Source organism: Cellulosilyticum sp. (genome assembly GCF_982396655.1).
Genome location: NZ_CEVXFV010000021.1, coordinates 1 through 24,006 on the forward strand (window position 1 = coordinate 1; position 24,006 = coordinate 24,006).

The window sequence follows — 24,006 nt, forward strand, 5'->3', positions numbered from 1 at the left end:
TCAACCCACACTCGGGACTTTCACCCGTTAGACTACGCCCATGCTGGGCACACCAAAAAAAAAGGTTGCCAGCACTTTGTGCCAGCAACCTCATTTTATTTATTATTTTTTAATAACGTTAGCAGCTTGTGGTCCTCTGTTGCCTTCAACGATATCGAATTCAACTTCTTGACCTTCTTCTAATGTTTTGTATCCTTCTGATTGAATAGCTGAGAAATGTACGAATACGTCATCTCCACCTTCTCTTTCAATAAATCCAAATCCTTTTTCTGCGTTAAACCATTTTACTTTACCTGTCATGTTAACTAGGCCTCCTTATAATACATTATTGCTAAAACACTGTTACTTAAAACGTTCTTCGGTCTTGCTATGTTTACTACTACAAGAGGCCTACCATCGTTTTTGTTTCAATATTTTAACCTACAACGTAATATTATCATAAATGTATAGAAAAATCAAGGCAATTCAAACATTATTGTGTATTTTCTCAAAACAATTATAATTTTTCATCAAATTATTCCACTTATTAGGACTAACCTCTTGCACAACTTTCCTATTTATTACGCTTTATTTTTATGCTTTTTGCTCAAAATATTTGTATTAATGTTTTTGATTTATTCAATATGCCTGTACGCCCCTCAAAAATTCCTATATACTAAAACTATTAAGGAGGTTTTTTCAACATGAATCAAGTCGATAAAGTTTATTTAGATATGTGTAAAGATATATTAGAAAATGGTACTTTCAAAGAAGACCGTACAGGAGTAGGTACTTATAGTACCTTCGGTAAGCAGCTTCGCTTTGACCTTTCTCAAGGTTTTCCACTTCTTACAACTAAAAGAGTACCTTTCCGTCTCATTGCTTCAGAGCTTTTATGGTTTTTAAAAGGTGATACTAAACTTCGCTATTTACTTCAAAATAATAACCATATCTGGGATGAATGGGGTTTCAAAAAATGGGTAGATTCTGATGATTATCAAGGTCCTGATATGACTAACTTCGGTATTCGCTGTACTCAGGACCCTGAATTCAATAAAGTTTATGAAGAACAACTTGCCATTTACCAAGAAAAAGTGCTTACAGATGATGAATTCTCTAATACTTATGGTGATCTTGGCAATGTATACGGTAAGCAATGGCGTAACTGGGAAGGTGGCAATGGCAAAGTTTATGACCAAATTAAATGGGTTATCAACGAAATTAAAACAAATCCAACTTCTAGAAGACTTCTCGTAAATGCTTGGGATGTTGCTTCTGTATATGAAGGACTTATGGAACTTCCTCCTTGTCACTTCTGCTTCCAATTCTATGTTTTAAATAATAAATTAAGCTGTATGTTTAATATGCGTTCTAATGATGTATTTCTAGGTTTACCTTTTAATATTGCTTCTTATGCATTACTCACACACCTTATTGCCCATGAATGCGGACTTGAAGTTGGAGAGCTTGTTTATACTGGTGCGGATGTTCATCTTTATGCTAACCACATTGACCAAATCAAGGAGCAACTCACTAGAGAGCCTCGCCCACTTCCAACGCTTAAATTAAATACTAACAAAACAAATGTATTTGATTTTGAACTAGAAGATTTAGAACTCATTGGTTATAATCCACATCCTGCTATTAAAGCACCTGTGGCAGTTTAAAATAAAGGGGAGATCTTACTATGATTAATATGATTGTTGCAACAAGCAAAAATAATCAAATTGGCATTAATAATCAGCTTCCATGGCATATTTCAGAGGACCTTAAATACTTCAGACAAACTACAAGTGGCAAAACAGTTTTAATGGGCCGCAAAACATTTGAAAGCATTGGAAGACCTCTTCCTAACCGTAAAAATATTGTTTTAACAAGAGATATGAACTTTTCAGCTGAAGGCGTTACTGTGATTCATACGTTAGAAGACGCTTTAGAACTCTGTAAATTAGAAGATGAAATCTTTATTATAGGGGGTGGTGAAATCTATTCACTCTTCCTTCCTTATGCAGATTACTTATATATTACACTAGTTGATAAAGTTATTAACGGTGATACAGATTTTCCTTCATATGAAGACCAATTTGAGCTTATTAAATCTACACCAGGTGAAACTATGACCGAAGATGGGCATAGCTTTGCTTTTACTGTTTGGAAAAGAAAATAATATGTTGAATGATTGGAGGCATTATAATGGTTAATCCTTACAAGCTCCCTCAGCAACTGGAATATTATATTAAAGAAAACACTCAGGCACTTACAGATTTACTTATAGCGCTTTGTAAAATTCCTGCCCCCTCACTTCATGAGGAAGGGCGTGCCACATTTTGTAAAAACTATCTAGAAAGCTTCGGTGCCAAAAATGTCCACATTGATGAAGCCCTTAACGTACTTTATCCACTAGGATGCAAAGAACATGAGGAAATCGTTATCTTTATGGCACATACAGATACAGTTTTTCCAGATACTTCACCTATGCCTGTAGAAGTGAAAGATGGCAACATCTATGCGCCCGGTGTAGGTGATGATACAGCTAACTTAGCTATTTTACTTCTTATGGCGAAATACGTTACCACTTATAATCTCTCACCAAACTGTGGTATCTTATTTGTTGCTAATTCTGGAGAAGAAGGCCTTGGTAACCTCAAAGGCTGTAAACAGCTTATTAAAGATTATGGCAAACGTATCCGTGAAGTTATTTCCTTTGATTGTACTTATAATACACTCTGTCAAAAGGCAGTGGGCTCTTCAAGATACAAAATCACAATCCGTACAGAAGGTGGCCATAGCTTCCAGGATTTCGGTAATCGTAATGCAATTTACTATCTCTCTGCATTAATTACAGAACTTTATGCTATACAGGTTCCTAAAATTGGTGATAGCCATACCACTTATAATGTAGGTGTAATTGAAGGTGGTACTTCTGTGAATACCATTGCAGAAGATGCCTATATCCTCTATGAATATCGCTCAGATACGCATGAATGCCTCCGCATTATGGAGGAAAACCTTATGCGTCTTCTAGCCTCTTATAAGGCTAAGGGACTAGATATCACACTCGAAAACCTAGGGACTAGGCCATGTATGCAGCACACTAATATTGCCCTACAATCTGCTCTAACTAAGAAATGTGAAACACTTCTTACATACTATACAGGCCATAAGCCTAAACTAGTATCAGCTTCTACAGATTGTAACATTCCTTTTTCTCTAGGCATTCCTACTGTATGCTTCGGTCTTTATGAAGGCGGTGGCGCACATACAAGGGAGGAATGGGTAAATATAGCAAGCCTTAACACAGGTTTTCATCTAGCTGCTGCTCTTATTCTGCAGTATTTTAATGAATAGGTTAAAAGTAAAGTTAAAAATGGACTTTCCTACGCTAAGACAAAAGGAAGTGTTGCGAAACTAAACAACTAGTTTTGCAACACTTCCTTCTTTTATTATCTTCCGTTATCTTATATTCTTATTTTTCACCCTATTTTACAGTCCAGTTACCATTACTATAAATCATTGAACCTGTTAGGCTAAATCCTGTTTGAGTTGAACCTGGAATCCGTACACCATTACCATCAGTAAATATTACATGTACATCCTCCCATTCTTCTGGTGCTACATAGCTATAAATATTATTGCCTTCATTTGTCATAAGTACACCTGGCCATGCTGCATTTTCTTTAACTGTATCATCACTTTCATCATATGCATAAATATAAACTTGACTCCAGTTGTATGATGCGTTATCAAAATATGCTATTTTAGATGAAGTTACATCATCATCATTATCATTATCTTCATCACTAACTGTATATGTGCTCCAGTTACCATTATCATAAATCATTGTACCTTTTAATACATAACCAGATTGATTAGCCCCTGGCACCTGATTATTGCCATCATTAAAGATTACCTGTGCTTCATCCCAACCTTCAGGTAATGTATAACTATATAAATTATTGCCCTCATTTGTCATTGCTACGCCTGGCCATTGTGCTACTTCTTTTACAGTAGAACCACTTTCATCATATACATAAATATTAACCTGGTCACTCCAATCAGATGGTTTTACAAAATAAGCAGCTAATGGATCTTCTTCTCCCTGTGATTCAGTAAGTGCTACATGCCAATCATTGCTACTATTATTATCCCATCCTGTACCGTTTGTAAATACAAAGTCTAATGTGCTTGTAGCTTCTGATGGCACTGTAATTGTAGCTTCCCACTTATTGGCACCTGTTTGATTCATTTGAACATCTTCACTTGTAAGCCAGCCATCATATCCCCAGTGAAGTAACATCTCACCTGAACCATCAAGTGTTGTACCTGTTGCATCATATTTAACTGTAACTGCTTCACCAATAACTGGTTTCTCTGGAGATGTTGTTGCCCTATTTGAATTATTAGTTATATCTCCTGAACCTGTTTCACCTACTACATAATCACCAATTACAACGATTCTACCACCTGGTACTTGACCTGTAATATATCCACCAGAAACATTAAATGTCGCCCCTGAACCTGCCTTATCTGTATAGTTCCCATCCGCTAAATTTGTTGGGCTATTTAAATAGAAACTATCTGAAGTATTAATAATAGCAGTGCCTTTTGTACCACGATCAATCATTACTGTTTCTTGTCTTGGATAACGAATATATTCACCTTGTCCGGCCATTGCATTATGGAAGAAGTTAACTGCCACAACTTCTTGATTTTTCCATAACTCTTCTCCTGCTTCACCGATTGTTCCTGCTGGTCTAGATAAAAGTAATGGTGCTACATTAGCTCTTGCTGCTAAAATTCCCCAACACATCTTTCTTTCATAATCTGTAAGCCAAGTTGAATTTCCATCTTCATACGTATCATGATTTTCAAAGTAGCTTACAAGATTAGAAGCTGACATACCTGTATTGTAATCACCTATTGAATAAAGGTTTTTATTAGCTACGGCCTCTCTTAATGTCCATCCATAACTATGATCTGTAATACGCATATAACTTGTATAAGCACCTAAGTTATCTGCCCCACCTTGTAATATCTCACCATATAAGAATATATTATCCTTATTATTTAAACTTCCTAATACATTATCCCAATAACTACCTTGCCAACTTTGGCCACTATCGGCGCCTCTATTTGTCTCAATATGTTTTGCAGCATCAAATCTAAAGCCATCGGCACCACAGGCAATACACTCATTCAAAAAGGCACTTGCTTTAGCTTGAACTTCTGAGCTCTGCGTATTTAAGTCTGGCATACCTATACCTTGTTGTGTAACTGCCCATCTATTATTCCAATCAGTACATTGACCTAAATTATGATAAAAATCATAACGATCAAATGCTGGATCTACCACGCCTGACCAACTATTTTGATCTCCATTATTCGCCATATGATTCATAACTGCATCAACAATGATTTTAATACCATATTTATCTGCTTTTTGACATAATGCAGCAAATTCGTCTTTTGTTCCTAATTGAGCATTTCCAATTGATTGATTAGTAGGTTGATATAAAATCCACCACTTACTTGCATCTTTCGTACTATCCTTCGTACCTTGTACTGGAGAAACTTGAACTCCCGTATAGCCAGCAGCTGCAATTTCAGGTAACTTCGCCTTAATTGTATTAAAAGACCAGTTAAAAGCATGTAGCATAACACCATCTTGTACCTTTTCTGATACCGTTACCGGTGAAGCTGCAAAAATAGTATTTTGCATAATATTCTGCAATGGTCCAACTGGTAACGTTACCATAGTAGATAAAATAATAGCCCCTATACGTTTTATAAAATTCCTTCGTTTCATAAAATTCCTTCGTTTCATAAAATTATCCCTCCATATCTTTTTTATATCAAATCCTTATTCAATCTTAACTCTTATTAGAAACGTATCCGATTATTTTAAAAAAATTATAGATATGAAATCTATATTGAGCTCGTTACAGATATATTATTTATCTCAAAAAAATAAATCAACATCTCTAGTACATTATGTATAATTTTTGTGTCTATCCTGTAATTATTTATACATTTCTGCCATCTCATTGTCTAAGTTGTATCTTTATCTTAGTCATATTTTATAGATTTTGCATTTATACAATTGAGTTATTCATTTATTGATAATACATCTATTCACAATAAAAAGGCTATAGCACTAGATTTTTTCACTAGTACTATAGCCCTCTTTAGTTATAATTAGTCTTCTTTAACTTTTCTTCTTGGTTTGTAGTTATTGCGTCCACCTTCTTGACGTCTGTCACCGCGGTCTCCGCGGTCACGTCTCTGGCCACCGCCACCATTGCCACCTTGTTTTTTGTTAGCAACTTCGATGTTAACTTTTCTACCTTTTAAGCTTTCACCAATAAGACTTGTCATTACATTTTCTAAATGATTTTTTGGTACTTCGAAGAATGAGAATTTCTCAAGCATATCTACACGACCAATTTCTTTTCCTTTAATTTCACAGTTAGATGCAATGAATTTAACTAAGTCTGAAACTTGTAAGTTGTCTTTTTTACCAAGGTTGATGAAAAGACGAACCATGTTGCCATCAAATTTACTTGCATCAAAGCTTGAACGCGCTGATAAATCTTCTACAGAAAGCTCTGCAGATGCACCCATTACAAGTTTGTCCATAGTCATTTTAAGGAAAGCTGCTGCTACTTCAAGAGAAGTTGCATAGTTTTCTTCTGTGATATCGCCCACTTCTTCTAAAAGTGTTTCAATATAATTTGTATATTTAGAAAGTCCGCCTTCAGCAAGTACTTCTTTTACTTCATCCATGATACCTGAAAGTTTATTTTCTTGGATATCTTCGATTGAAGGTGGTTTGATAAGTTTAATTTTTGATTTTGTATAACGTTGGATATCTCTTAATTTAACAAGTTCTTTACCAGCTGCAAATGTATAAGATACACCTTGACGTTTTGCACGACCAGTTCTACCGATACGGTGTACATAATATTCTTCATCACTTGGTACATCATAGTTGAATACTGCATCTACATCATCAACGTCAATACCGCGAGCTGCTACGTCTGTTGCAATAAGAATATCAATAAGACCATTTCTGAAACGAGACATAACATTATCTCTTTGAAGTTGTTTCATATCACCATGAAGAGATTCTGCACTGTATCCTCTTGCTTGAAGATCACGGCAAAGGTCATCAACGCGGCGTTTTGTATTACAGAATACTACTGAAAGTTTGAAGTTATTTGCATCGATTAAACGTGATAATACCTCTACTTTGTTAGCATCTCTAACTTCTAAGTAGTACTGCTCGATAGTAGGTACTGTAAGCTCTTTATGAACTACGTTTACTTTTACTGGATCATTTTGATATTTGTTTGCAATGTCTAAGATTGCTTTTGCAAGTGTCGCTGAGAAAAGTACGAATTGACGTTCTTCTGGTACACTTTCTAAAATAATATCAATATCTTCACGGAATCCCATGTTAAGCATTTCATCTGCTTCATCTAAGATAATCATGTTTAAATCATCAAGTTTAAGTGTTCTTCTTCTGATGTGATCCATTACACGACCTGGTGTTCCAATGATAACTTGTGGTTTTTTTCTAAGGGCAGAAATTTGACGATCAATTTGTTGTCCACCATAAATCGGAAGGACACGTACACCCTTTTTGTATTTTGATAAAGCTGTTATTTCTTCAGCTACTTGGATAACGAGCTCACGTGTTGGACAAAGAATTAAAACTTGTACATTATCATCACTTGTATCCACAAGTTCGATTGCTGGGATACCGAAAGCACATGTTTTACCTGTTCCTGTAGGTGCTTGTGCAATAATGTCTTTTCCTTCTAAAATAACTGGGATTGCTTTTGCTTGAATAGGAGTTGTCTCCTCAAATCCCATGTCCTGAGCCGCTCTAATAATTTCTTCTGATACTTCTAATTGGTTAAATAATATACTTTCTATGATCATTACCTCTACAATCTATCTATAATTTATATAAACATCAAATGGCTAGTGCCATCTTCTCTTCGGAGTAAGAAAATATTTGAAACACCGTTTTCTACTCGAACTTCCTTGCTCTTAAATAAAGTGACTAGCGTCACATTATCTATATTTGAGCCGCACAGTTAAAAACCGAACTTTCCTACTCTAAAATAAAGAGTCTAGCGTCGCGTTATCTTTAGGATAGGAAATTATAGTTATACTTTCCTAATCCATAAAAAACGAGTCTTCGCTTACATACTACATTGAATAATACTACATATTTGGAAAAACCTCAAGGAGTAAAATGTTCCATAGCCTTCAAAATATGCCCAAAACCAAAAAAAATTTCTTCCTATTTATAATATAGGTATTTAAAAGCATACGTTTTACACTATTTCCCATTTATTTTATACAAGCTATTTATCGTTAAATTAATTCCATTATTTACCACGTTTTTTATTTATCTTTTTATATTTCATTGAATTTAAAGTTTACTTTTATTAATCTGTATATTATACTAAATTATACAAACACACTAGCTAGGGGTGCCATTTGGCTGAGAGGATTATTCCAACTCGTTGAACCTGATATGGTTAATACCATCGTAGGGAAGCAAGTCGATTATGATTAATTATCTTTTATATAGATATTTAAATCCTTCAAACCATAAATTTTATTGCCTCTAAATAGATTTTCTATTTGGAGGTTTTTTTATTGCTTTTTATATTGTACCCCTTATAAATAAAAATAATTTCAGCTTTAGAATGTTTGAGAATACTATAAAATGGGAGGCTTTAAAGTGAATTATACAACACAAATGGATGCTGCAAAAAAAGGGATTGTCACAAAGGAAATGGAAACTGTTGCAAAAAAGGAAAATGTAGATGTAAAACTTATTATGCAAAAAGTAGCTGAGGGTAAAATTGCTATTCCTGCTAATAAAAATCATGCTTGTCTTTCTGCTGAAGGTGTAGGTGAAGGCTTAAAAACTAAAATCAACGTTAACCTTGGTATTTCTAGAGACTGCTGCAACATTGAAAAAGAAATGGAAAAGGTAAATATGGCGATTCAAATGGGAACTGAAGCTATTATGGACCTTTCAAACTATGGTCATACAGAAATGTTTAGAAAAAAACTCATTGCCACTGCTCCTGCTATGATTGGAACAGTACCAATGTACGATGCCATTGGTTTCTTACAAAAAGACATTGCAGATATCACAATAGATGAGTTCTTTAAAGTAGTTGAAAAACATGCTGAAGACGGCGTAGACTTCATGACAATTCACGTAGGTCTTAATCGTGAAACAGTTGAAACCTTTAAACGCAATAAACGTCTTACAAATATCGTTTCTCGTGGCGGCTCTCTCCTATTTGCTTGGATGGAAGCTAATCATGCTGAAAATCCATTTTATGAATACTATGATAGACTTCTCGATATCTGTGAAAAATATGATGTTACCTTAAGTCTTGGAGATGCCTGTAGACCTGGTAGTATTGCTGATGCAACAGATGCAGTTCAAATCAAAGAACTCATTACACTTGGAGAGCTTACAAAACGTGCTTGGGAAAGAAATGTTCAAGTCATGATTGAAGGACCAGGGCACATGGCACTCAATGAAATTGAGGCAAACGTTATGCTAGAGAAAAAACTTTGTCATGGTGCACCATTCTATGTACTCGGACCACTTGTAACAGATGTTGCGCCTGGCTATGATCACATTACAAGTGCTATCGGGGGTGCTATTGCGGCAGCGGCTGGCGTAGACTTCTTATGCTATGTTACACCAGCTGAACACCTTCGCCTACCTAACCTTGAAGATATGAAAGAAGGAATCGTAGCTACTAAAATAGCAGCCCATGCTGGTGATATTGCAAAAAATATCCCTGGTGCAAGAGACTGGGATAACAAAATGAGCAAAGCCCGTGCAGATATCAACTGGGAAGCTATGTTTGACCTCGCCTTAGAACCAGAGAAACCAAGACGTTATCGTGAAGAATCAAAACCCGAACACGAAGATACCTGTACAATGTGTGGTAAAATGTGTGCTGTCCGCAGCATGAACAAAGTCCTTGCTGGAGAAAAGGTTGATATCTTTGAATAAATAAGAGATGTATATGGGAAACAGAAAAAAGTTATGTTGGAGTTACTTTTAAAAAGAAAAAAAGTAACTCCAACATAACTTTTATTTAAAATCTCTGCGTTCATAAAATAGGTCGATTATGCCGTTATTAATTTCTGTTGAAATAAGTTTTAGGGGCATTTCTTTTTCGTGCTTTGTAAATAGGCTAATGCCTTTTCCTAATAATGTTGGTATGAGTGAAACACACACCTTGTCAATTAAATCTAAATTTATCAATTGATTAACTATAGATGCCCCACCACAAATCCATATATCTTTTCCATCTTCTAGTTTAAGCCGGTTTATTAAATCAGATAAATTTTCATCAGTAAAAATAATCTCATCAGTACTATCTAATTTCTTATGCGTTAAAACATAGCTCTTTTTACCAAGGTACGCCCATGAGTCAGGAGATAGCTCTGTGACAATTTGATAGTATGTTTTATATCCCAAAATTACTATATCCACCGTTTCTATAAAGCGTGGGAAACTCCCTTGATTGTCTTTATCACTTCCATCCCCTGCTAACCAGTCCACGCCTCCCTTTTCATCTGCAATATAACCATCTATACTCATCGCAATATATAATATAACTTTTCTCATACTTTCCTCCCCCATCTATATATTTTGATCTATCAATTTGGGAAATATCTCTTTTTAGTCTAATCACATTATATCAAGATTATAATTAAGCGCAACTTGCATATGGCATTACTCCCCTAATAAAAATTCCCTATATAATTTCCATGTTTCATCTTCCCATTTATAAATAGAAACATTATCAAACTGGCAATCATAGTCACAAGGATACTGCTGTACATACTGCCATACAGTTTCATAAAGAGGCTGAAGCCTTTTAGAAGCTATGGTAACGTGGAAGGTCTTATCCTTTCCATCTTTTGAATCAAAATGAATATAAGGTACCTCACCCATTGTATCAATCAACCTATCATGCATCGCTTTACCAGCCTTAGACATATTGACATGCATATAAATCACACGGTTATCAAAATGATCATACCCCTCTAACCTAAAAGGCGCTGCCTTTTCACTATGACAGAATTTCTCCAATGCATCCGTAAGTTCTGTAAGCTCTCCCTCATGTTCAAAAGGTGCTTTAATCGTAAAATGCGCTGGCAACTTAGAAGACCTTGCTTGGAACTTCTCCCATATCTCCTTTCTTAAGTTATTGTTACTCACCCCAGCTTCGCCTTTCACAACGCATACCACTACATATCTCATCTTTTTATCACATCCCTATCTTATCTTATCTTATCTCATACTATTTCATATTATTTCTTCTTGCCTATACCCGTTGATTTACGGCTTCAAGTATTCTCTCTCTCATCTATATCCTTCTTTTATCTTATACCACTCTGCCACATTTTTGCCCCTAAATGAATTCACACAAAAAGGCATCAGCCCCTTAACATGCCAATGCCTTCCCTTTAAAACCTATGAATGAATGAGTTTGCCCAAGAATCCGTATTTTTTACGTATTCTATATTTCCTAAAGTTTAACCTTTTTATTTCCTACTCTATAACCTTCATACTTACTTACTTACTTACTTATGCAAAGTCATCTTTCCCCCGCTAGCAAAGCAGTTACTTTCTGCAACTACTTCCTATATAAAAGAGACTACCGTCACCACCCGATTTTCACCACAAATAAGTTCGCTTCCTGCTTCAAAATAAGTGTCTTCGTAAGGGCCAGCTCTGAGTCTTCTTCAACATCTTGCGTGGGTGTGGGTAAGTTGGCGTATTTATTTTTATCTGACCTTCGAGCGTAGCGAGGGTCAAGGAAAAATAAATACGCCAACTTATCCATGCCCTCAATGCCTCCACAAGAAGACTCAGCCTACTCCCTTACGCAAGCCCTACCCTTATTCACTTTATTTAAGTTTTTGTTCTAAACCTTCCCAGTCTTTAAGGAATCGTTCAATTCCATTGTCTGTAAGAGGATGTTTTGTCATTTGTACAATTACTTTATAAGGTACAGTTGCAATATGTGCACCCGCTTTAGCCGCTTCTACTACATGAAGTGGTCCACGAATACTTGCTGCAATGATTTCTGTTTTGATACCGTGAAGTTTGAAAATGTCTGCGATATCTTTTACAAGCGCCATACCATCCATGCCGATATCATCAAGACGTCCAATGAATGGACTAACATATGTTGCACCAGCTTTTGCTGCAAGTAATGCTTGTGCTGCTGAGAAAATTAAAGTTACATTTGTATGAATGCCTTTTTCTGTTAATTGTTTTGTAGCTTTTAAGCCTTCTTCAGTCATTGGAAGCTTGATTACAATATTTTTATGTATTTTAGCAAGTTCCACTGCTTCTTCTACCATTTTAGGGGCTTCAAGTGAAATAACCTCTGCACTGATAGGTCCATCTACAATACTTGTAATTTCAGTAATAACAGATTTAAATTCAAGACCTTCACGCGCAATAAGTGATGGGTTAGTTGTTACACCACAAATGACACCTAAATCATTTGCTTTACGGATTTCTTCTGTGTTGGCTGTATCTACGAATAATTTCATTGCTTTTTTCCTCCTAGATGAGTGTATATTATATTTTAATTTACCTATGGGTCTAATTGTTCGGTCGTCATGTTGTACGTACAAGTTAACTATACTATTTTTCTGAATATTTTTCAATAGTATGTAATTAATAAAACAAAATTTTATTTTTATACAACCTCATCTATATTATTTTTTTATTGATATTATTTCAGATACAAATTGCACATATGTATTTATCTATGTTGTTCAATATAAAATTGAAATTGATCTGAGCGATAAATAGCTTCAAAATATTCTACAATCACTTCTTTTCCCTTAAACTCACCATATACTTGTCCCTTAAAGAGCATAACTGGTGCACCTTCTTTTACTTTTAGCTGAAGTGCAATTTCTTCACTTGCCAAAATGGCCTCTACTGTTCGAATTGCTCTTTTAATGACTATCCCGTAATCTTTTTCAATAACCTTATAAAGAGACTCTTTATTAAAATCTATTTTTTCAATGCCAGGTACTAAATAATAGGGAATATGACTTTTATTTTTATTGATAGGTATATCATCACCATAAATAACGCGTTCCATATAAAATGTATCTTCCTCAGGACTAATCTCCAGCATTTTTGCAGTCTTCTTAGAAGGCTTTTCTATTTGTGCCTTAAGTACATAGGGTTTAGGTTCTAAGCCATAACGCCTAATATCCTCACTACATCCAGATAATTTTATAAGTCCTTGTTCAAAACCACGTCCTTTTACAAAGGTTCCTTTGCCTTGTCTCTTATATAAATAACCTTCGTTTACAAGTTCATCAATAGCCTTTCTAACCGTTGTGCGACTTAAATTATATGTCTGCATAAGTTTGGGTTCTGAAGGAATACATTCATCTACACCAATCTCTTCATTTTCAATCATATCAATAATTATATTCTTAAGCTGATAATACATAGGTAAAAAATTATTTTCTATTTGCATATGACATCTTTCCCTTATCTATTTTATAAATTTATTTTCAATTTCAAATTTAATTTCAAGTTTATTATATCACATTTCACTTTTACTCAAGATATTTGCGTAAACTAATCTATAACCTATTTTATATGAATGCATAAATGGCATAGACTCTTACTACTTTTATAGTAATTGTCTATGCCACTTATTCTATCTTATAATTTCTTCTTTTACTTCAGCCACTCTCATAATGCAAATCATATAATTTTCTCTAATCCATTAAATTAATCTTTTCAAGTAAGTAGTATAATATCTTCTTCTGCTCCGTTATAACATGTGCTTCACAGGTCATCCCTACTTTTATTTCAGCAGCTTCTCCTTTGTAGCTATAAACAGTTTGCTTTGCAATGCTTCCTTCTACTAGGTAGCCACTAATGCCTTGACTTTCACTAACTTTAGCATCTGTAGAAATTTTTTGAATTTCCCCTTCTAGCTGGCCATATTCTTTATATGGTAATGCATCAAACTTGTACTTAATTTGATCACCCACTTCAATGCCCGCTATTTCACGGTTTGGCATGAAGATTTCAATCTTATATAAGCTATCACTCATTGGGATAATCGTTGCAATATCTGCACCTGCACTAATGAGGTCACCAGTACTTATATTGGTCCCTATATGAATTGTGCCATCAATTGGTGCAACTACGCTGCAGTCAGCAATAGCGACTTCTATGCGCTCTAATTCCCTCTGACCTGTACGATATGTTTGTTCCATTTCTTCAATCTGGCTATTTAACTCTACGAGTATATCTGTCTTATATTTTTTTAAACTCAATTGTCTTTGTTCTTCATTAGCTGCTAATAAAGTCTCATCTACAACGAGTTTACTTTTTTCCTGTTCTGCATTTGTTTTGGTCAGCTTAATTTCTTCTATCTTACGCTCTACTTCGCCTAATGCACTTACCTTCAAGCTTACTAATTTATTTTGTGCTGCTTCAAATTCTGCTTTTGAACTTTCTAATTCCTTCTTTGCTACGAGATTCTCTTCATCTAAGCTACAATTTAGCTCATAAGCTACCTTCTTATCCATCACTTCCTGTTCTAGTTCTCTTACTTCAAAAATATAGGTATCAAATGCTAAGGCATACGCACAGGTCTTATTTTCAAAAACGTTTTCGCCTTGCGTAATAGAGGCTTTATAATCTGTAAGCTCTTTAAGCGTATTGTCATACTCTAAAATTTTATTTTCATAAATCTGCTTATTAATATCCGTTTGACTTGCAGATATAGTTTCATTTTTACTTGCAATTTGATTGGCATTTTTAAGATTTTCGAAGTCTTGAGTATATTTTATATAGCGCTCATAGTATTCCTTTTCTTCAGTTTTTGAAAAAAGATTTTTATCCTGTTCGATGCTATCCCTTAACTTCTTAAGCCTTTCAAGCTGCACTTCAATATCTTTAATAAGCTCTTCTTGTTTCAAACGTGAAATTTCCAGGTCATCATAAGCAACTGTAAAAAGAACCTCTCCTTTTTGTACCTGCTTGCCTTCTTCTAAATAACTAGCTGTTATTTCTCCTTGTACCTTATTGCGTACACTACTGATATTTTCATTTGGGCGCACGACACCTGTTCCCTTAGAAACAACATCTATTTCTCCAAAGTACATCCATACACCTGCTAAAATAATACTGATTAGTAAAATATAAATAAAATAGCTTAGAAATCGGTGAGGTTTACTTTCATACATTTCCTTACTATCTGTAATTTCTTGTATGTTTTTTATAATTGGCTGCATTAACTTCTCACCTTCCTATCTTCTATTTCTAGACTAGGTAATTGTTGCTGCCATAATTCATAATAGCGTTTTTCAGCTTTCATTAGTTCCTCATGGCTACCCTCTTCAATAATCTCACCTTTATCCATTACAAAGATACGGTCACAACGCTTAATTGTACTGAGTCTATGCGCAATAATAATAGTGGTCATACCCTTGCTAAATGTATTAATAGTATTTTCAATAGCTGCTTCTGTAATAGAATCTAGATTACTTGTTGCCTCATCTAATATTAAAATATCTGGCTTTTTAAGGATTGCTCTTGTGATTGCAAGCCTTTGTCTCTGCCCACCAGATAGATTTGCACCATTTTCTTCAAGGTGGGTATTATATCTAAGCGGTAATTCATTAATAAACTCATGAGCCCTTGCCATCTTGGCTGCTTCCACTACCTCTTCCATACCTATATCTTCTGTTCCTAATAATAAATTTTCTAAAATGGTCCCACTAAATAAGAAGGTTTCTTGTGGTACATAGGCAATATGCTCCCTTAAAGCTTCTTTCTTGATATCTAAAATATTATTGCCATCAATTAGAATGTCACCCTTTTCTATTGGATAGAAATTAAGCAAGAGCTTCACAAGTGTTGTCTTACCGCAGCCACTCTCACCTACTAGAGCAATGCGTTCGCCCTTTTTAATCTCCATATTAATATGCTTTAACACTAAATTTCTAGTGCCATATCTAAAGTCTACATTCCTTAAGCTTACTGCACCTTCAAATTTTTCAGGCTGCATTTTCTTTTCTTCATTTTCATCACATTCTAGTTCTAAATCTAAGATTTCACCTAAACGCTCTGCTGCTACCATGGCAGTTTGCAGTTCAGGTTGCAGATTAATAAGGTTCTTCATTGGTGTTAAGAAATATGCAAGTAATGAATTAAACGTGATTAAACTTCCCACTGACATATTCCCTTGTAAAACCTGATATGCCCCTACCCACAAAATCACTACACCACCTATAAGTTCTACAAGATTTTTAAGAATCCCTTGTACATTAGTCGTTAAAGCCAATTTAAAAATGCTTCTTAAAAGCTTGATAAACTTACCTTCTGTCTCTAAATTCACCTTACGTTCTGCATTAAATGCCTTTACAGTCTGAATCCCATTAAGTGATTCTACTAAGTAAGATGTAAGCTGGGCATTCTCCTCCATCTGCCTTTGATTTCCCTTTTTAAGCGACTTATTAAAGGCAAACACAATTACTGCATATAACAGTACAATAATAAATGCCACACCAAATAGAAGACCATCTTGCATATACAAAATGATACCTCCACCAATTACCATTAATGTGTCAATCATTATAGTTAATGTGGCACCAGATATGGCATCTCTTACATGGCCTGCATCTTGAAAGCGAGAAATAATTTCCCCCACTCTTCGCGTTCCAAAGAAACTCATTGGTAATTTCAGAACATGCTCATAATAACCAAGTAATAATGCTATATCTAACTTTTGACTCAGGTAGAGTAATAAATGTGACCTGAAACCACTTAAAATAGTTTGTAATATGTATAATCCAATTACCCCAAGTGATAATACATGTAACGTTTTCATAAGTCCATAGGGCAATATATCATCTAAAAGAGCCTTCATATAGAAGGCACCTAAGATCCCCAATGCGGTATAAATAAGTGATGCTAAAAATACTTGAATAAGCAGTCCCTTTTGCGGTAATAACAAATGAAAGAATCGCTCAAAAAGACCTTTTGTTTCTTTCCCCTTTTTAAAGTTTTGATTTGGTACTAATAAAATAAGAACACCTGTCCAAATCTTGAAAAATTCATCTGGTGTATACTTCACAATTCCTTTTGCGGGGTCCGCAATGATCACTTCTTTTTTAGTAATCTTATGGATGACAACATAATGCAGCAACATGCCATCTACTACAACATGAGCAATAGCTGGCAGTGGAAATTCACTAAAAAATGCTTCCTGATTTCCCTTTACCCCTTTTGCACTAAATCCTAATTGCTCAGCAGCTTTAATCACACCAAAGGCATTTGTGCCTTGTTTATCTGTTCCTGCTACTTCCCTAATTTTTGTAATAGGTGTTTTAAATCCATATTGCTTGCAAATTGTTGCAAGGCAAGCTGCACCACAGTCTGTTATATCATGTTGTTTAATGCAATTATATTTCATAAAGTCCTCTCATGTGTATTAAGTATTGTCTTTTATCTTTAAATTATCCAAATAACTTTTTTAAAACTTTAATAATCGAGCTATTTAAGCTGTTTAGTGTGCCACCTTCTATTTTTCTTAATTCCTTTTCATCTGTAATCTCTTTAAATTTTTTTACATTCCATACTGTAGTTTTTGTATTCTTTTTCATATCTATTTTCTCCTGTTATTTTTTGATTTTATATAATATATTGTATTATTTTACTTATCTCAAAACAATATTTTGTCACAAAATGTTGTTTTATAGCCATGAAATGTATTAAAAAAAGGCTGAAGGAATTATTTATTCCTTCAGCCTTTTTTTAGTATATATCTGTTTTTCCTTACCTAAAAAATATACTTCATTCTTCTACATCTTTTCAACAACTTGTCATAACATGTTATAAAAAAGACATCAAATGTATTATTTTGAAGTAATGCTACATATCATTTCAACGCAGAATTGCTCCTCTTTTACTTCCGTCTTAAAATGCATATCATATTTCTCTGCTACTGCCCTCATATTTTCAATACCAAATCCATGATACTTTGTATCTTTTTTAGATGTTTTTATCTTACCAGCTTGAATTTGTATATTCTCTGCTATAGGATTACAAATACTTATAATAAGATATTCCCTATTATGTGCTAACTCAACGCTTATTGTACGCTTACGAACCTCTTCTATTTTTACACAAGCTTCTATGGCATTATCTAATGCATTTGCAAACAATGTACATTTATCCATGGCATCCATTTCTAATGGTGCTACAAATCTTCCCTTAACCTTAAGTGCTATATTTTGTTCTTCTGCTCTCCCTAACTTTTCTTGTAATATAGCATCTATAATCGTATCTCCTGTATTAATCTTATTTCCTAATTGTTCAATACGCTTTGTCACGTTTTCAACATAGGTTATTGCCTCTTCGTTTTTATTATTTTTTAAAAGGCTTTGAATACAAATCATATGGTTCTTCATATCATGCTTAAGCCCACGTGTTTCTCTATTAATACGTTCTAAATATTTATAATGATTAAACTGTATTATTAATTGTTCTTTGATCATAGCATTTGTATACTCATATTCTTTATTAGCGATTACTTTATTAATACATACTATAATCAGTATATTAAATGCCAATAAGCAACACATCACTGCACTTTCCATAATGAGTGCTTCCATTTTCGTTAAGTTCACAATAAAGGTCTCTAAGAAAATTGCTAATATGATATAACTTGAAATAGGCAATATAATAAGTAATGTCGTCACTGTCCCACCTAAATGGTTCATATACTGCTTTTTCTGCGGATTCTTCTTAATATATAGCTTGTATACCCTGCTAAATCCAACAAGTATAATAAATTTTATATACTGTACAACAACCTGTGCTAACAATTTACTTTCACTTACTACTGCATAATCTTTCTGGAGTATAAAACTTACTCCTATAATCAATGTTTCTTCTAATATCAAGTCTAAACATAAGCTTAAAAATAATATACCAAGTTTCAATATAAACTTCCCATTAAATAGATAAAAGCAGGTTGTAAAGATATACACGTAATAAATGATATTCCTTAATGGATATGCATAATATTCTCCAGCTACAATCATGAAACAATACGCTAATCCTATCCCTATATAAATTCCTTTATATCTGGGTTTCACCTCTAAAAAAGTATTATATACAAATAAAAAAATCAGGAATTCTATGGCATATATAATCATTTCTCGTATGCTTTCTAACATTAGTTCCATATCTTTTTATCCTTTATTAGATGATTCATAAATGCTTCTTTAAAAGCTTTATAGCGTAACCTACTTACGTATACTATCTCATTATTCTGAAGCGTTGCTCTATCATTATCTATTTTCGTTACTTTTTCTAGATTTACTATGTAGGATTTATGCACCCTGAAGAAACCATTGGATTGTAATTTCTTTTCTAAATCACTAATTTTCTCCCTAATGGTATAGCACTGTTCTAATGTGTGAATATTAATATTCTTCCCGATACTTTCTACGTATAATATATCTTCGTAGTTAAGCTTTATAATATTTTTCTTAATACTTATTGTAAGAAATTTCTTCTCTTCCTTTTTCAAATAATTTACTGCATCATCCAGTGTTTTATTAAACTCAATTTCTTCTATGGACTTAAGCAAATATCTAAAAGCTTGTACTTTAAAGGCCTCAAAAACTCTTTCCTTATGACTTGTCAAAAATATAATAATACTATTGTTACCCAATGCTCTAATTTTCTCTGCCGTTTGTATACCATCAATCTCTTTCATAGATATATCTAATAAAAGTATAGACTCTTCATTATTACTCTGAAGTAATTCTTCACCACTACTGTACTCAAAAATCTCCGCCTCTATAGTACATTGCTGGCAATACTTTTCTACTAGTAGTCTAACCTCTTGCCTTAATATGTTTTCATCTTCACAAATACCTATTTTCATAATTTTACCTCGTATTTCAATCTTGTTTTATGTAAAAATTATTTTAAATATAGTATTCATTTTAATATAACTCTCCTGCTTTATCAATTATGGTTAACTACTATTTCTAATTTCTTGTTTTCCTCAAAAGAAAATTTCCTCGTAAGAAAACTTATATTTAAAAAACATAAAAAGCCCCCTTCTAGGTAAGCAAGTTTTTATTACCACACTTGTCTACCTAGAAAGGAGCCTATCAAGCTTTTATTTAAATAGCTTTTATAAAGTAGCGCTCTAATTTAAAGGCTATTAGTACGACATAAAACATATCCCAAATAAATATGCTTCCCCATAAATACATGTCGTTAGCTTTTAATGTCATCTGTTCTAGAGTATTTAATTTCACCTGTATGATTGACAAGAAAAACATTATCGTAAAGCATGTCAGGTAATATCCATTTATATGTGTGATATTAAATGCCTTTAATATTATTGCAGATATAAAACATAAGCTTGTTAACATGCTTACTATTCTTATATGTCCTATTTCTAATAATTCCACTTACCATACCTCTCATCACTATACTAAAAAACTCATTATTCATTTCTTTTCCTCCTCATTTATCCTAGAAAAATTTATTTTTAACATCTCTTACAAATTGTCTTCCTGCATTAAATCCCCTTTTATTTATCTTATAGATTTCACATTTATAAGGTCTTAGTTATTCATGATTTTTAGTTATGTGAAATCATTGCTCTCGCAAAAATACTATATTTTATAGTTTTTATTTTTTCAATATTTAGTCACAAAATATCCATTAGATGCATAGATTTCATTTTAAAACCTTACAATCAAAAAAGAGATATCGTAAACCATAAAATCGTTTCACGACATCTCTTTTCCAGTTTTTAAAAGTAATAAATCCTTTAATCTACTTTATACTGATTTACCACTTCATTCATGACTTCAATTTGCTCATGATTTTTCTTAGTTGCTTCACCCATTTGTTGCATATTATGGTCCATCTCTTCAGCTATTTTAGCAACATTTATTGTTCTTACCATAGATTGTTCTACCGTCACTGCAATTTCATTAACTGCTGTATCTACATGTAGCATAGCTTTCTGTAAACTTTCTGCTTCTTTTTTAAAGCCTTCCATCAATTCTCTAATAGACTTGGCATCCTCATTGTACTGATGACCAGCTTGTACAAATTTTTCATAATCAGTCATAACATTATTTTGAATATAAGTTGCCATAGAAGTTCCTACCTCTACCAAATCATTTACAACTGTAATAATATTATGGCTAGTAGCTTGAATTTCACTTGCTGTTAAAGCTGTATTATCTGCAAGCTTTGCTACCTCTTGCGCCACGATGGCAAAACCTCTGCCATGTTCTCCTGCTCTGGCTGCTTCAATATTTGCATTTAAAGCAAGTAAACCTGTTTGATCGGCAATATCTATAATACTCTTTGTTAATTCATTAATTTTTTCTACTGCTTTAGCTTGTTCTATTTTTTGTGCTAATAAGCCTTGAACATGTTCTAGATTCTCACTTGTTGCGATATGTGCTTTTTCTGCACCTTGTCTAAGTGCTTCTGATTTACTTTCAATCTCTCCAGAGAATTCAAAGCCGCAAGTTGTTTTATCTTTGATATCACCGATAGAACTTACTACCGCTTCTGTCATTTCCTTAGCTTTTACAAAAGAATTATTAGTTTCTTCCATTGCATCATGCATCTCTTGCATTGTCGCAGAAACTTGCATAATTTGGCCTACTGACCCTTGCATATCTTCTGCAAATACTTCAAAGGAATCTTTTATTCCTGTTGATGATTTTCTAATAGTTAACATACTGGTTCGAATATTTTCTAAGAGTGCATTAATATTCCCAGAAATAATCTCTAGCTCGTCCCCTGACTCTACTTCTAATTTTTTGGTTAAGTCACCATCACTATATACTACATCTAGAAGCTTTTGATTAACTCTACTCATATTTGTACCTACTTTTCTAGCAAAAATAATATTTACTAAAATCATAAGTACAAGGCATAAAAGCCCTGTTATTACTAATGTCATCATAAGGCTATTTGCCTTTTCGCGAATATTAGAACTTTCACAGTCTACGCCAATAATCCCTACAATCTCATTGGCAGAGTTATAAATAGGTGCATAAGCTGTATAAAACACACCCCATTCATCTTGAACTGGTTCATCCGTAATCGCTACCTGTCCGCTAAGTGCTTCTTTCATCTCTTCTTGTATATCATATGGGTCACCAATTTGGCATGGGTCACCCGCAGGATCTGCGGCTACAATAAATTGCATTTCTTGTTCATTTAACGGCTTTAATGAATAAACATATGTGACATCTTTATCCTTAAAAAACTTAAACATTTCTTCTTGCATTTCCTGATATACTTCAGTTATTTCATCTCCTGGTGCCAGTGTTTCAAATAAGTCACCATCCGTTTCAGAGGCTGCCATTTCTGCCATAGCTATTACATTACCCTTCATTGCATCCTCTAAATATTGTGATACGATATTATAAGTCATCCCTATTAATACTAAACAAATTACTACTCCAACTATAATACCGTTTAGTGCCACTTTAGATGCAATACTCATCCTTTTGGTTTTAACGCGCTTATATCCCCTTGTTTCTTTCATGTAATTTCTCCTAAACTTTTGTTTTCAAAAATATACTAGTTTTTATCTACCTATTGTTAGAGCCAGCTACACTAATTTACTAGTTAGAATTTAGAACCAGTTATCTAATTTATTATATCTTAGCATGTGTTTCCATTTTATAACAAATATATTTAGTTTATTATCTAACTTATTTTTTAAATCAAGCAACATTTTTTAATCATTGTATTTTAAACTTTTTAAATAAGGTAAATATTTTAACTGATTTTATGTTATACTTTTTATAAGCAAATCATCTTGACCTAATATTTAACCACTTAATTTTATAAACTGATTTGTTTCTAATATTATTATGGAGGTCTTAGTTATGTTGTTTCAAGTTTATGGGGAGAATAGTTTATATCAATGGCTAGGCGTCTTTCTTGTATTAATTTGTCTCATTGGACTTAATGAATTTACAAGGCGCTCTAAAGCTGGTGGCATTACCATGTTATTTGTTATTCCTTCTATCCTTACCGTATATTTTATAGCTATTTATATCGGCGTGGCTTTAGATATGCCATGGGCGCTTAATAATGTGACTTACACAAATATGAATAGCTGGTTCCACTATGCAAAACTCTATGCCGCACTAGCTGGTTGTATTGGTTTTATGCTTATTCGTTACGATTGGTGGATTGGGAAAAAGAAATGGTTTCTTTATTTCCCTTATGCCATTTTAGCAATTAATATTCTTATTGCTGTTTGTAGCGACTTTGAATCTGCTATTCGTGGTTTCAATACTTGGTGGGTTTCTTCTGAAGGTGTAAGTCTCTATGGGGGGGGGCATAATATCTTCAATGCTTTAGCAGGTATTCTAAATATCATTGGTATTACAGGCTGGTTAGGCATCCGTGTTTCAAAAGATAAACGTAACATGCTCTGGCCTGATATGATTTGGCTTTACATAATCGCTTATGATATTTGGAACTTTGCTTATACTTACAACTGCTTACCAACACACGCTTGGTATTGCGGGGTGGCACTTCTTCTTGCACCTACTATTGCTGCCTTTGGCTGGACAAAAGGGGCTTGGCTTCAAAACCGTGCACATACCCTTGCAATCTGGTGTATGTTTGCACAAGTTTTTCCTCTTTTCCAAGATTCAAGTGTGTTCTCAGTTAAGAGTGTACAATATGCTAATAACTTCGTTCCTATGACAGTCGTTAGTATTCTAGCGCTTATTGCAAACATTATTCTTGTCGTTGTAGTCTTTGCTAAAGCTATTAAACTCAAGAAAAATCCTTATACAAATGAAATCTTTACAGAATCTCCAAATTATAAGGATGCGGTTTCCGAAGCTTTTTAAAAATTCATTATTTAAGTATGCAGTAAAAGG

Annotated in this window: 20 protein-coding genes and 1 riboswitch; of the genes, 5 read left to right on the forward strand and 15 right to left on the reverse strand. The window is 33.8% G+C overall.

Annotated elements, in window-relative coordinates:
• Positions 1–102: 102 nt before the first annotated feature.
• Positions 103–300 carry a cold-shock protein CspD gene (gene cspD, locus AC1VAQ_RS10470; RefSeq protein WP_054740022.1) on the reverse strand — a complete coding sequence of 66 codons (198 nt, stop codon included), beginning with the start codon at positions 298–300 and terminating at the stop codon, positions 103–105.
• Positions 301–683: 383 nt separating this feature from the next.
• Between cspD and AC1VAQ_RS10475 the strand changes: the two genes are divergently transcribed.
• The 3 genes from AC1VAQ_RS10475 to AC1VAQ_RS10485 are packed head-to-tail and all read left to right on the forward strand — an operon-like array spanning position 684 to position 3,327.
• Positions 684–1,646 carry a thymidylate synthase gene (locus tag AC1VAQ_RS10475; RefSeq protein WP_302597083.1) on the forward strand — a complete coding sequence of 321 codons (963 nt, stop codon included), beginning with the start codon at positions 684–686 and terminating at the stop codon, positions 1,644–1,646.
• Between the two features lie 20 nt (positions 1,647–1,666).
• Positions 1,667–2,146: a dihydrofolate reductase gene (locus AC1VAQ_RS10480; RefSeq protein ID WP_302597082.1), complete on the forward strand. Its 480-nt coding sequence runs from the start codon at positions 1,667–1,669 to the stop codon at positions 2,144–2,146.
• 26 nt (positions 2,147–2,172) lie between these two features.
• A complete protein-coding gene (locus AC1VAQ_RS10485) occupies positions 2,173–3,327 on the forward strand; it encodes a M20/M25/M40 family metallo-hydrolase (protein ID WP_302597081.1) in 1,155 nt (384 codons plus the stop codon).
• A 130-nt stretch (positions 3,328–3,457) separates the two neighbouring features.
• Here AC1VAQ_RS10485 and AC1VAQ_RS10490 read toward each other — a convergent pair whose 3' ends face one another.
• Together AC1VAQ_RS10490 and AC1VAQ_RS10495 are read right to left on the reverse strand one after the other, a co-directional pair.
• The gene (locus tag AC1VAQ_RS10490; RefSeq protein WP_479903879.1) at positions 3,458–5,803 is read right to left on the reverse strand and encodes a starch-binding protein; all 2,346 of its coding nucleotides are present in this window, start codon (positions 5,801–5,803) and stop codon (positions 3,458–3,460) included.
• Between the two features lie 371 nt (positions 5,804–6,174).
• Positions 6,175–7,923 (reverse strand): DEAD/DEAH box helicase, encoded by a 1,749-nt coding sequence (locus tag AC1VAQ_RS10495; protein ID WP_302597079.1) that lies wholly within the window; start codon positions 7,921–7,923, stop codon positions 6,175–6,177.
• A 546-nt stretch (positions 7,924–8,469) separates the two neighbouring features.
• Positions 8,470–8,566: riboswitch (TPP riboswitch) on the forward strand.
• A 171-nt stretch (positions 8,567–8,737) separates the two neighbouring features.
• Between AC1VAQ_RS10495 and thiC the strand changes: the two genes are divergently transcribed.
• Positions 8,738–10,042 (forward strand): phosphomethylpyrimidine synthase ThiC, encoded by a 1,305-nt coding sequence (thiC, locus tag AC1VAQ_RS10500; RefSeq protein WP_302597077.1) that lies wholly within the window; start codon positions 8,738–8,740, stop codon positions 10,040–10,042.
• A gap of 81 nt (positions 10,043–10,123) precedes the next feature.
• On the opposite strand, the gene AC1VAQ_RS10505 is transcribed toward thiC, so the two are convergent.
• From AC1VAQ_RS10505 to AC1VAQ_RS10560, 12 genes are all read right to left on the reverse strand, one after another.
• Positions 10,124–10,663: a dihydrofolate reductase family protein gene (locus AC1VAQ_RS10505; RefSeq protein ID WP_302597076.1), complete on the reverse strand. Its 540-nt coding sequence runs from the start codon at positions 10,661–10,663 to the stop codon at positions 10,124–10,126.
• 108 nt (positions 10,664–10,771) lie between these two features.
• On the reverse strand, positions 10,772–11,302 hold the full coding sequence (locus tag AC1VAQ_RS10510) for a 2'-5' RNA ligase family protein (protein WP_302597074.1): 531 nt from the start codon (positions 11,300–11,302) through the stop codon (positions 10,772–10,774).
• A 403-nt stretch (positions 11,303–11,705) separates the two neighbouring features.
• On the reverse strand, positions 11,706–11,888 hold the full coding sequence (locus tag AC1VAQ_RS10515) for a hypothetical protein (RefSeq protein ID WP_302597073.1): 183 nt from the start codon (positions 11,886–11,888) through the stop codon (positions 11,706–11,708).
• Positions 11,889–11,952: 64 nt separating this feature from the next.
• Positions 11,953–12,606 carry a fructose-6-phosphate aldolase gene (gene fsa / locus AC1VAQ_RS10520; RefSeq protein ID WP_479903880.1) on the reverse strand — a complete coding sequence of 218 codons (654 nt, stop codon included), beginning with the start codon at positions 12,604–12,606 and terminating at the stop codon, positions 11,953–11,955.
• A gap of 215 nt (positions 12,607–12,821) precedes the next feature.
• Entirely contained in the window at positions 12,822–13,556 is a 735-nt protein-coding gene (locus tag AC1VAQ_RS10525; protein WP_303244150.1) for a GntR family transcriptional regulator, read from the reverse strand.
• Positions 13,557–13,803: 247 nt separating this feature from the next.
• Positions 13,804–15,333: a beta-barrel domain-containing protein gene (locus AC1VAQ_RS10530; RefSeq protein WP_303244151.1), complete on the reverse strand. Its 1,530-nt coding sequence runs from the start codon at positions 15,331–15,333 to the stop codon at positions 13,804–13,806.
• Positions 15,333–17,516 (reverse strand): peptidase domain-containing ABC transporter, encoded by a 2,184-nt coding sequence (locus AC1VAQ_RS10535; RefSeq protein WP_302600220.1) that lies wholly within the window; start codon positions 17,514–17,516, stop codon positions 15,333–15,335. Before AC1VAQ_RS10535 ends, AC1VAQ_RS10530 begins: the two co-directional genes overlap by 1 nt.
• A gap of 43 nt (positions 17,517–17,559) precedes the next feature.
• Positions 17,560–17,706, reverse strand: coding sequence for a hypothetical protein (locus AC1VAQ_RS10540; protein ID WP_479903881.1), 147 nt, complete (start codon positions 17,704–17,706; stop codon positions 17,560–17,562).
• 252 nt (positions 17,707–17,958) lie between these two features.
• Positions 17,959–19,293 (reverse strand): sensor histidine kinase, encoded by a 1,335-nt coding sequence (locus tag AC1VAQ_RS10545; protein ID WP_479903882.1) that lies wholly within the window; start codon positions 19,291–19,293, stop codon positions 17,959–17,961.
• Positions 19,284–20,000, reverse strand: coding sequence for a LytR/AlgR family response regulator transcription factor (locus tag AC1VAQ_RS10550; RefSeq protein ID WP_303244153.1), 717 nt, complete (start codon positions 19,998–20,000; stop codon positions 19,284–19,286). The genes AC1VAQ_RS10545 and AC1VAQ_RS10550 overlap by 10 nt, the downstream gene beginning before the upstream one ends.
• Before the next feature lie 449 nt (positions 20,001–20,449).
• On the reverse strand, positions 20,450–20,581 hold the full coding sequence (locus AC1VAQ_RS10555; protein ID WP_302599950.1) for a hypothetical protein: 132 nt from the start codon (positions 20,579–20,581) through the stop codon (positions 20,450–20,452).
• A gap of 322 nt (positions 20,582–20,903) precedes the next feature.
• On the reverse strand, positions 20,904–22,649 hold the full coding sequence (locus AC1VAQ_RS10560) for a methyl-accepting chemotaxis protein (protein WP_303244154.1): 1,746 nt from the start codon (positions 22,647–22,649) through the stop codon (positions 20,904–20,906).
• A 346-nt stretch (positions 22,650–22,995) separates the two neighbouring features.
• Here AC1VAQ_RS10560 and AC1VAQ_RS10565 point away from each other — a divergent pair, with 346 nt between their 5' ends.
• On the forward strand, positions 22,996–23,976 hold the full coding sequence (locus AC1VAQ_RS10565) for a DUF5692 family protein (protein ID WP_479903883.1): 981 nt from the start codon (positions 22,996–22,998) through the stop codon (positions 23,974–23,976).
• The last annotated feature ends 30 nt before the right edge of the window (positions 23,977–24,006 follow it).

Excerpts from the sequence above, each read along its gene's own strand:
- cspD (WP_054740022.1), bottom strand. The coding sequence starts at position 300 with ATGACAGGTAAAGTAAAATGGTTTAACGCAGAAAAAGGATTTGGATTT.
- AC1VAQ_RS10475 (WP_302597083.1), top strand. The coding sequence starts at position 684 with ATGAATCAAGTCGATAAAGTTTATTTAGATATGTGTAAAGATATATTA.
- AC1VAQ_RS10480 (WP_302597082.1), top strand. The coding sequence starts at position 1,667 with ATGATTAATATGATTGTTGCAACAAGCAAAAATAATCAAATTGGCATT.
- AC1VAQ_RS10485 (WP_302597081.1), top strand. The coding sequence starts at position 2,173 with ATGGTTAATCCTTACAAGCTCCCTCAGCAACTGGAATATTATATTAAA.
- AC1VAQ_RS10490 (WP_479903879.1), bottom strand. The coding sequence starts at position 5,803 with ATGAAACGAAGGAATTTTATGAAACGAAGGAATTTTATAAAACGTATA.
- AC1VAQ_RS10495 (WP_302597079.1), bottom strand. The coding sequence starts at position 7,923 with ATGATCATAGAAAGTATATTATTTAACCAATTAGAAGTATCAGAAGAA.
- AC1VAQ_RS10505 (WP_302597076.1), bottom strand. The coding sequence starts at position 10,663 with ATGAGAAAAGTTATATTATATATTGCGATGAGTATAGATGGTTATATT.
- AC1VAQ_RS10510 (WP_302597074.1), bottom strand. The coding sequence starts at position 11,302 with ATGAGATATGTAGTGGTATGCGTTGTGAAAGGCGAAGCTGGGGTGAGT.
- AC1VAQ_RS10515 (WP_302597073.1), bottom strand. The coding sequence starts at position 11,888 with ATGGATAAGTTGGCGTATTTATTTTTCCTTGACCCTCGCTACGCTCGA.
- fsa (WP_479903880.1), bottom strand. The coding sequence starts at position 12,606 with ATGAAATTATTCGTAGATACAGCCAACACAGAAGAAATCCGTAAAGCA.
- AC1VAQ_RS10525 (WP_303244150.1), bottom strand. The coding sequence starts at position 13,556 with ATGCAAATAGAAAATAATTTTTTACCTATGTATTATCAGCTTAAGAAT.
- AC1VAQ_RS10530 (WP_303244151.1), bottom strand. The coding sequence starts at position 15,333 with ATGCAGCCAATTATAAAAAACATACAAGAAATTACAGATAGTAAGGAA.
- AC1VAQ_RS10535 (WP_302600220.1), bottom strand. The coding sequence starts at position 17,516 with ATGAAATATAATTGCATTAAACAACATGATATAACAGACTGTGGTGCA.
- AC1VAQ_RS10540 (WP_479903881.1), bottom strand. The coding sequence starts at position 17,706 with ATGAAAAAGAATACAAAAACTACAGTATGGAATGTAAAAAAATTTAAA.
- AC1VAQ_RS10545 (WP_479903882.1), bottom strand. The coding sequence starts at position 19,293 with ATGGAACTAATGTTAGAAAGCATACGAGAAATGATTATATATGCCATA.
- AC1VAQ_RS10550 (WP_303244153.1), bottom strand. The coding sequence starts at position 20,000 with ATGAAAATAGGTATTTGTGAAGATGAAAACATATTAAGGCAAGAGGTT.
- AC1VAQ_RS10555 (WP_302599950.1), bottom strand. The coding sequence starts at position 20,581 with ATGAATAATGAGTTTTTTAGTATAGTGATGAGAGGTATGGTAAGTGGA.
- AC1VAQ_RS10560 (WP_303244154.1), bottom strand. The coding sequence starts at position 22,649 with ATGAAAGAAACAAGGGGATATAAGCGCGTTAAAACCAAAAGGATGAGT.
- AC1VAQ_RS10565 (WP_479903883.1), top strand. The coding sequence starts at position 22,996 with ATGTTGTTTCAAGTTTATGGGGAGAATAGTTTATATCAATGGCTAGGC.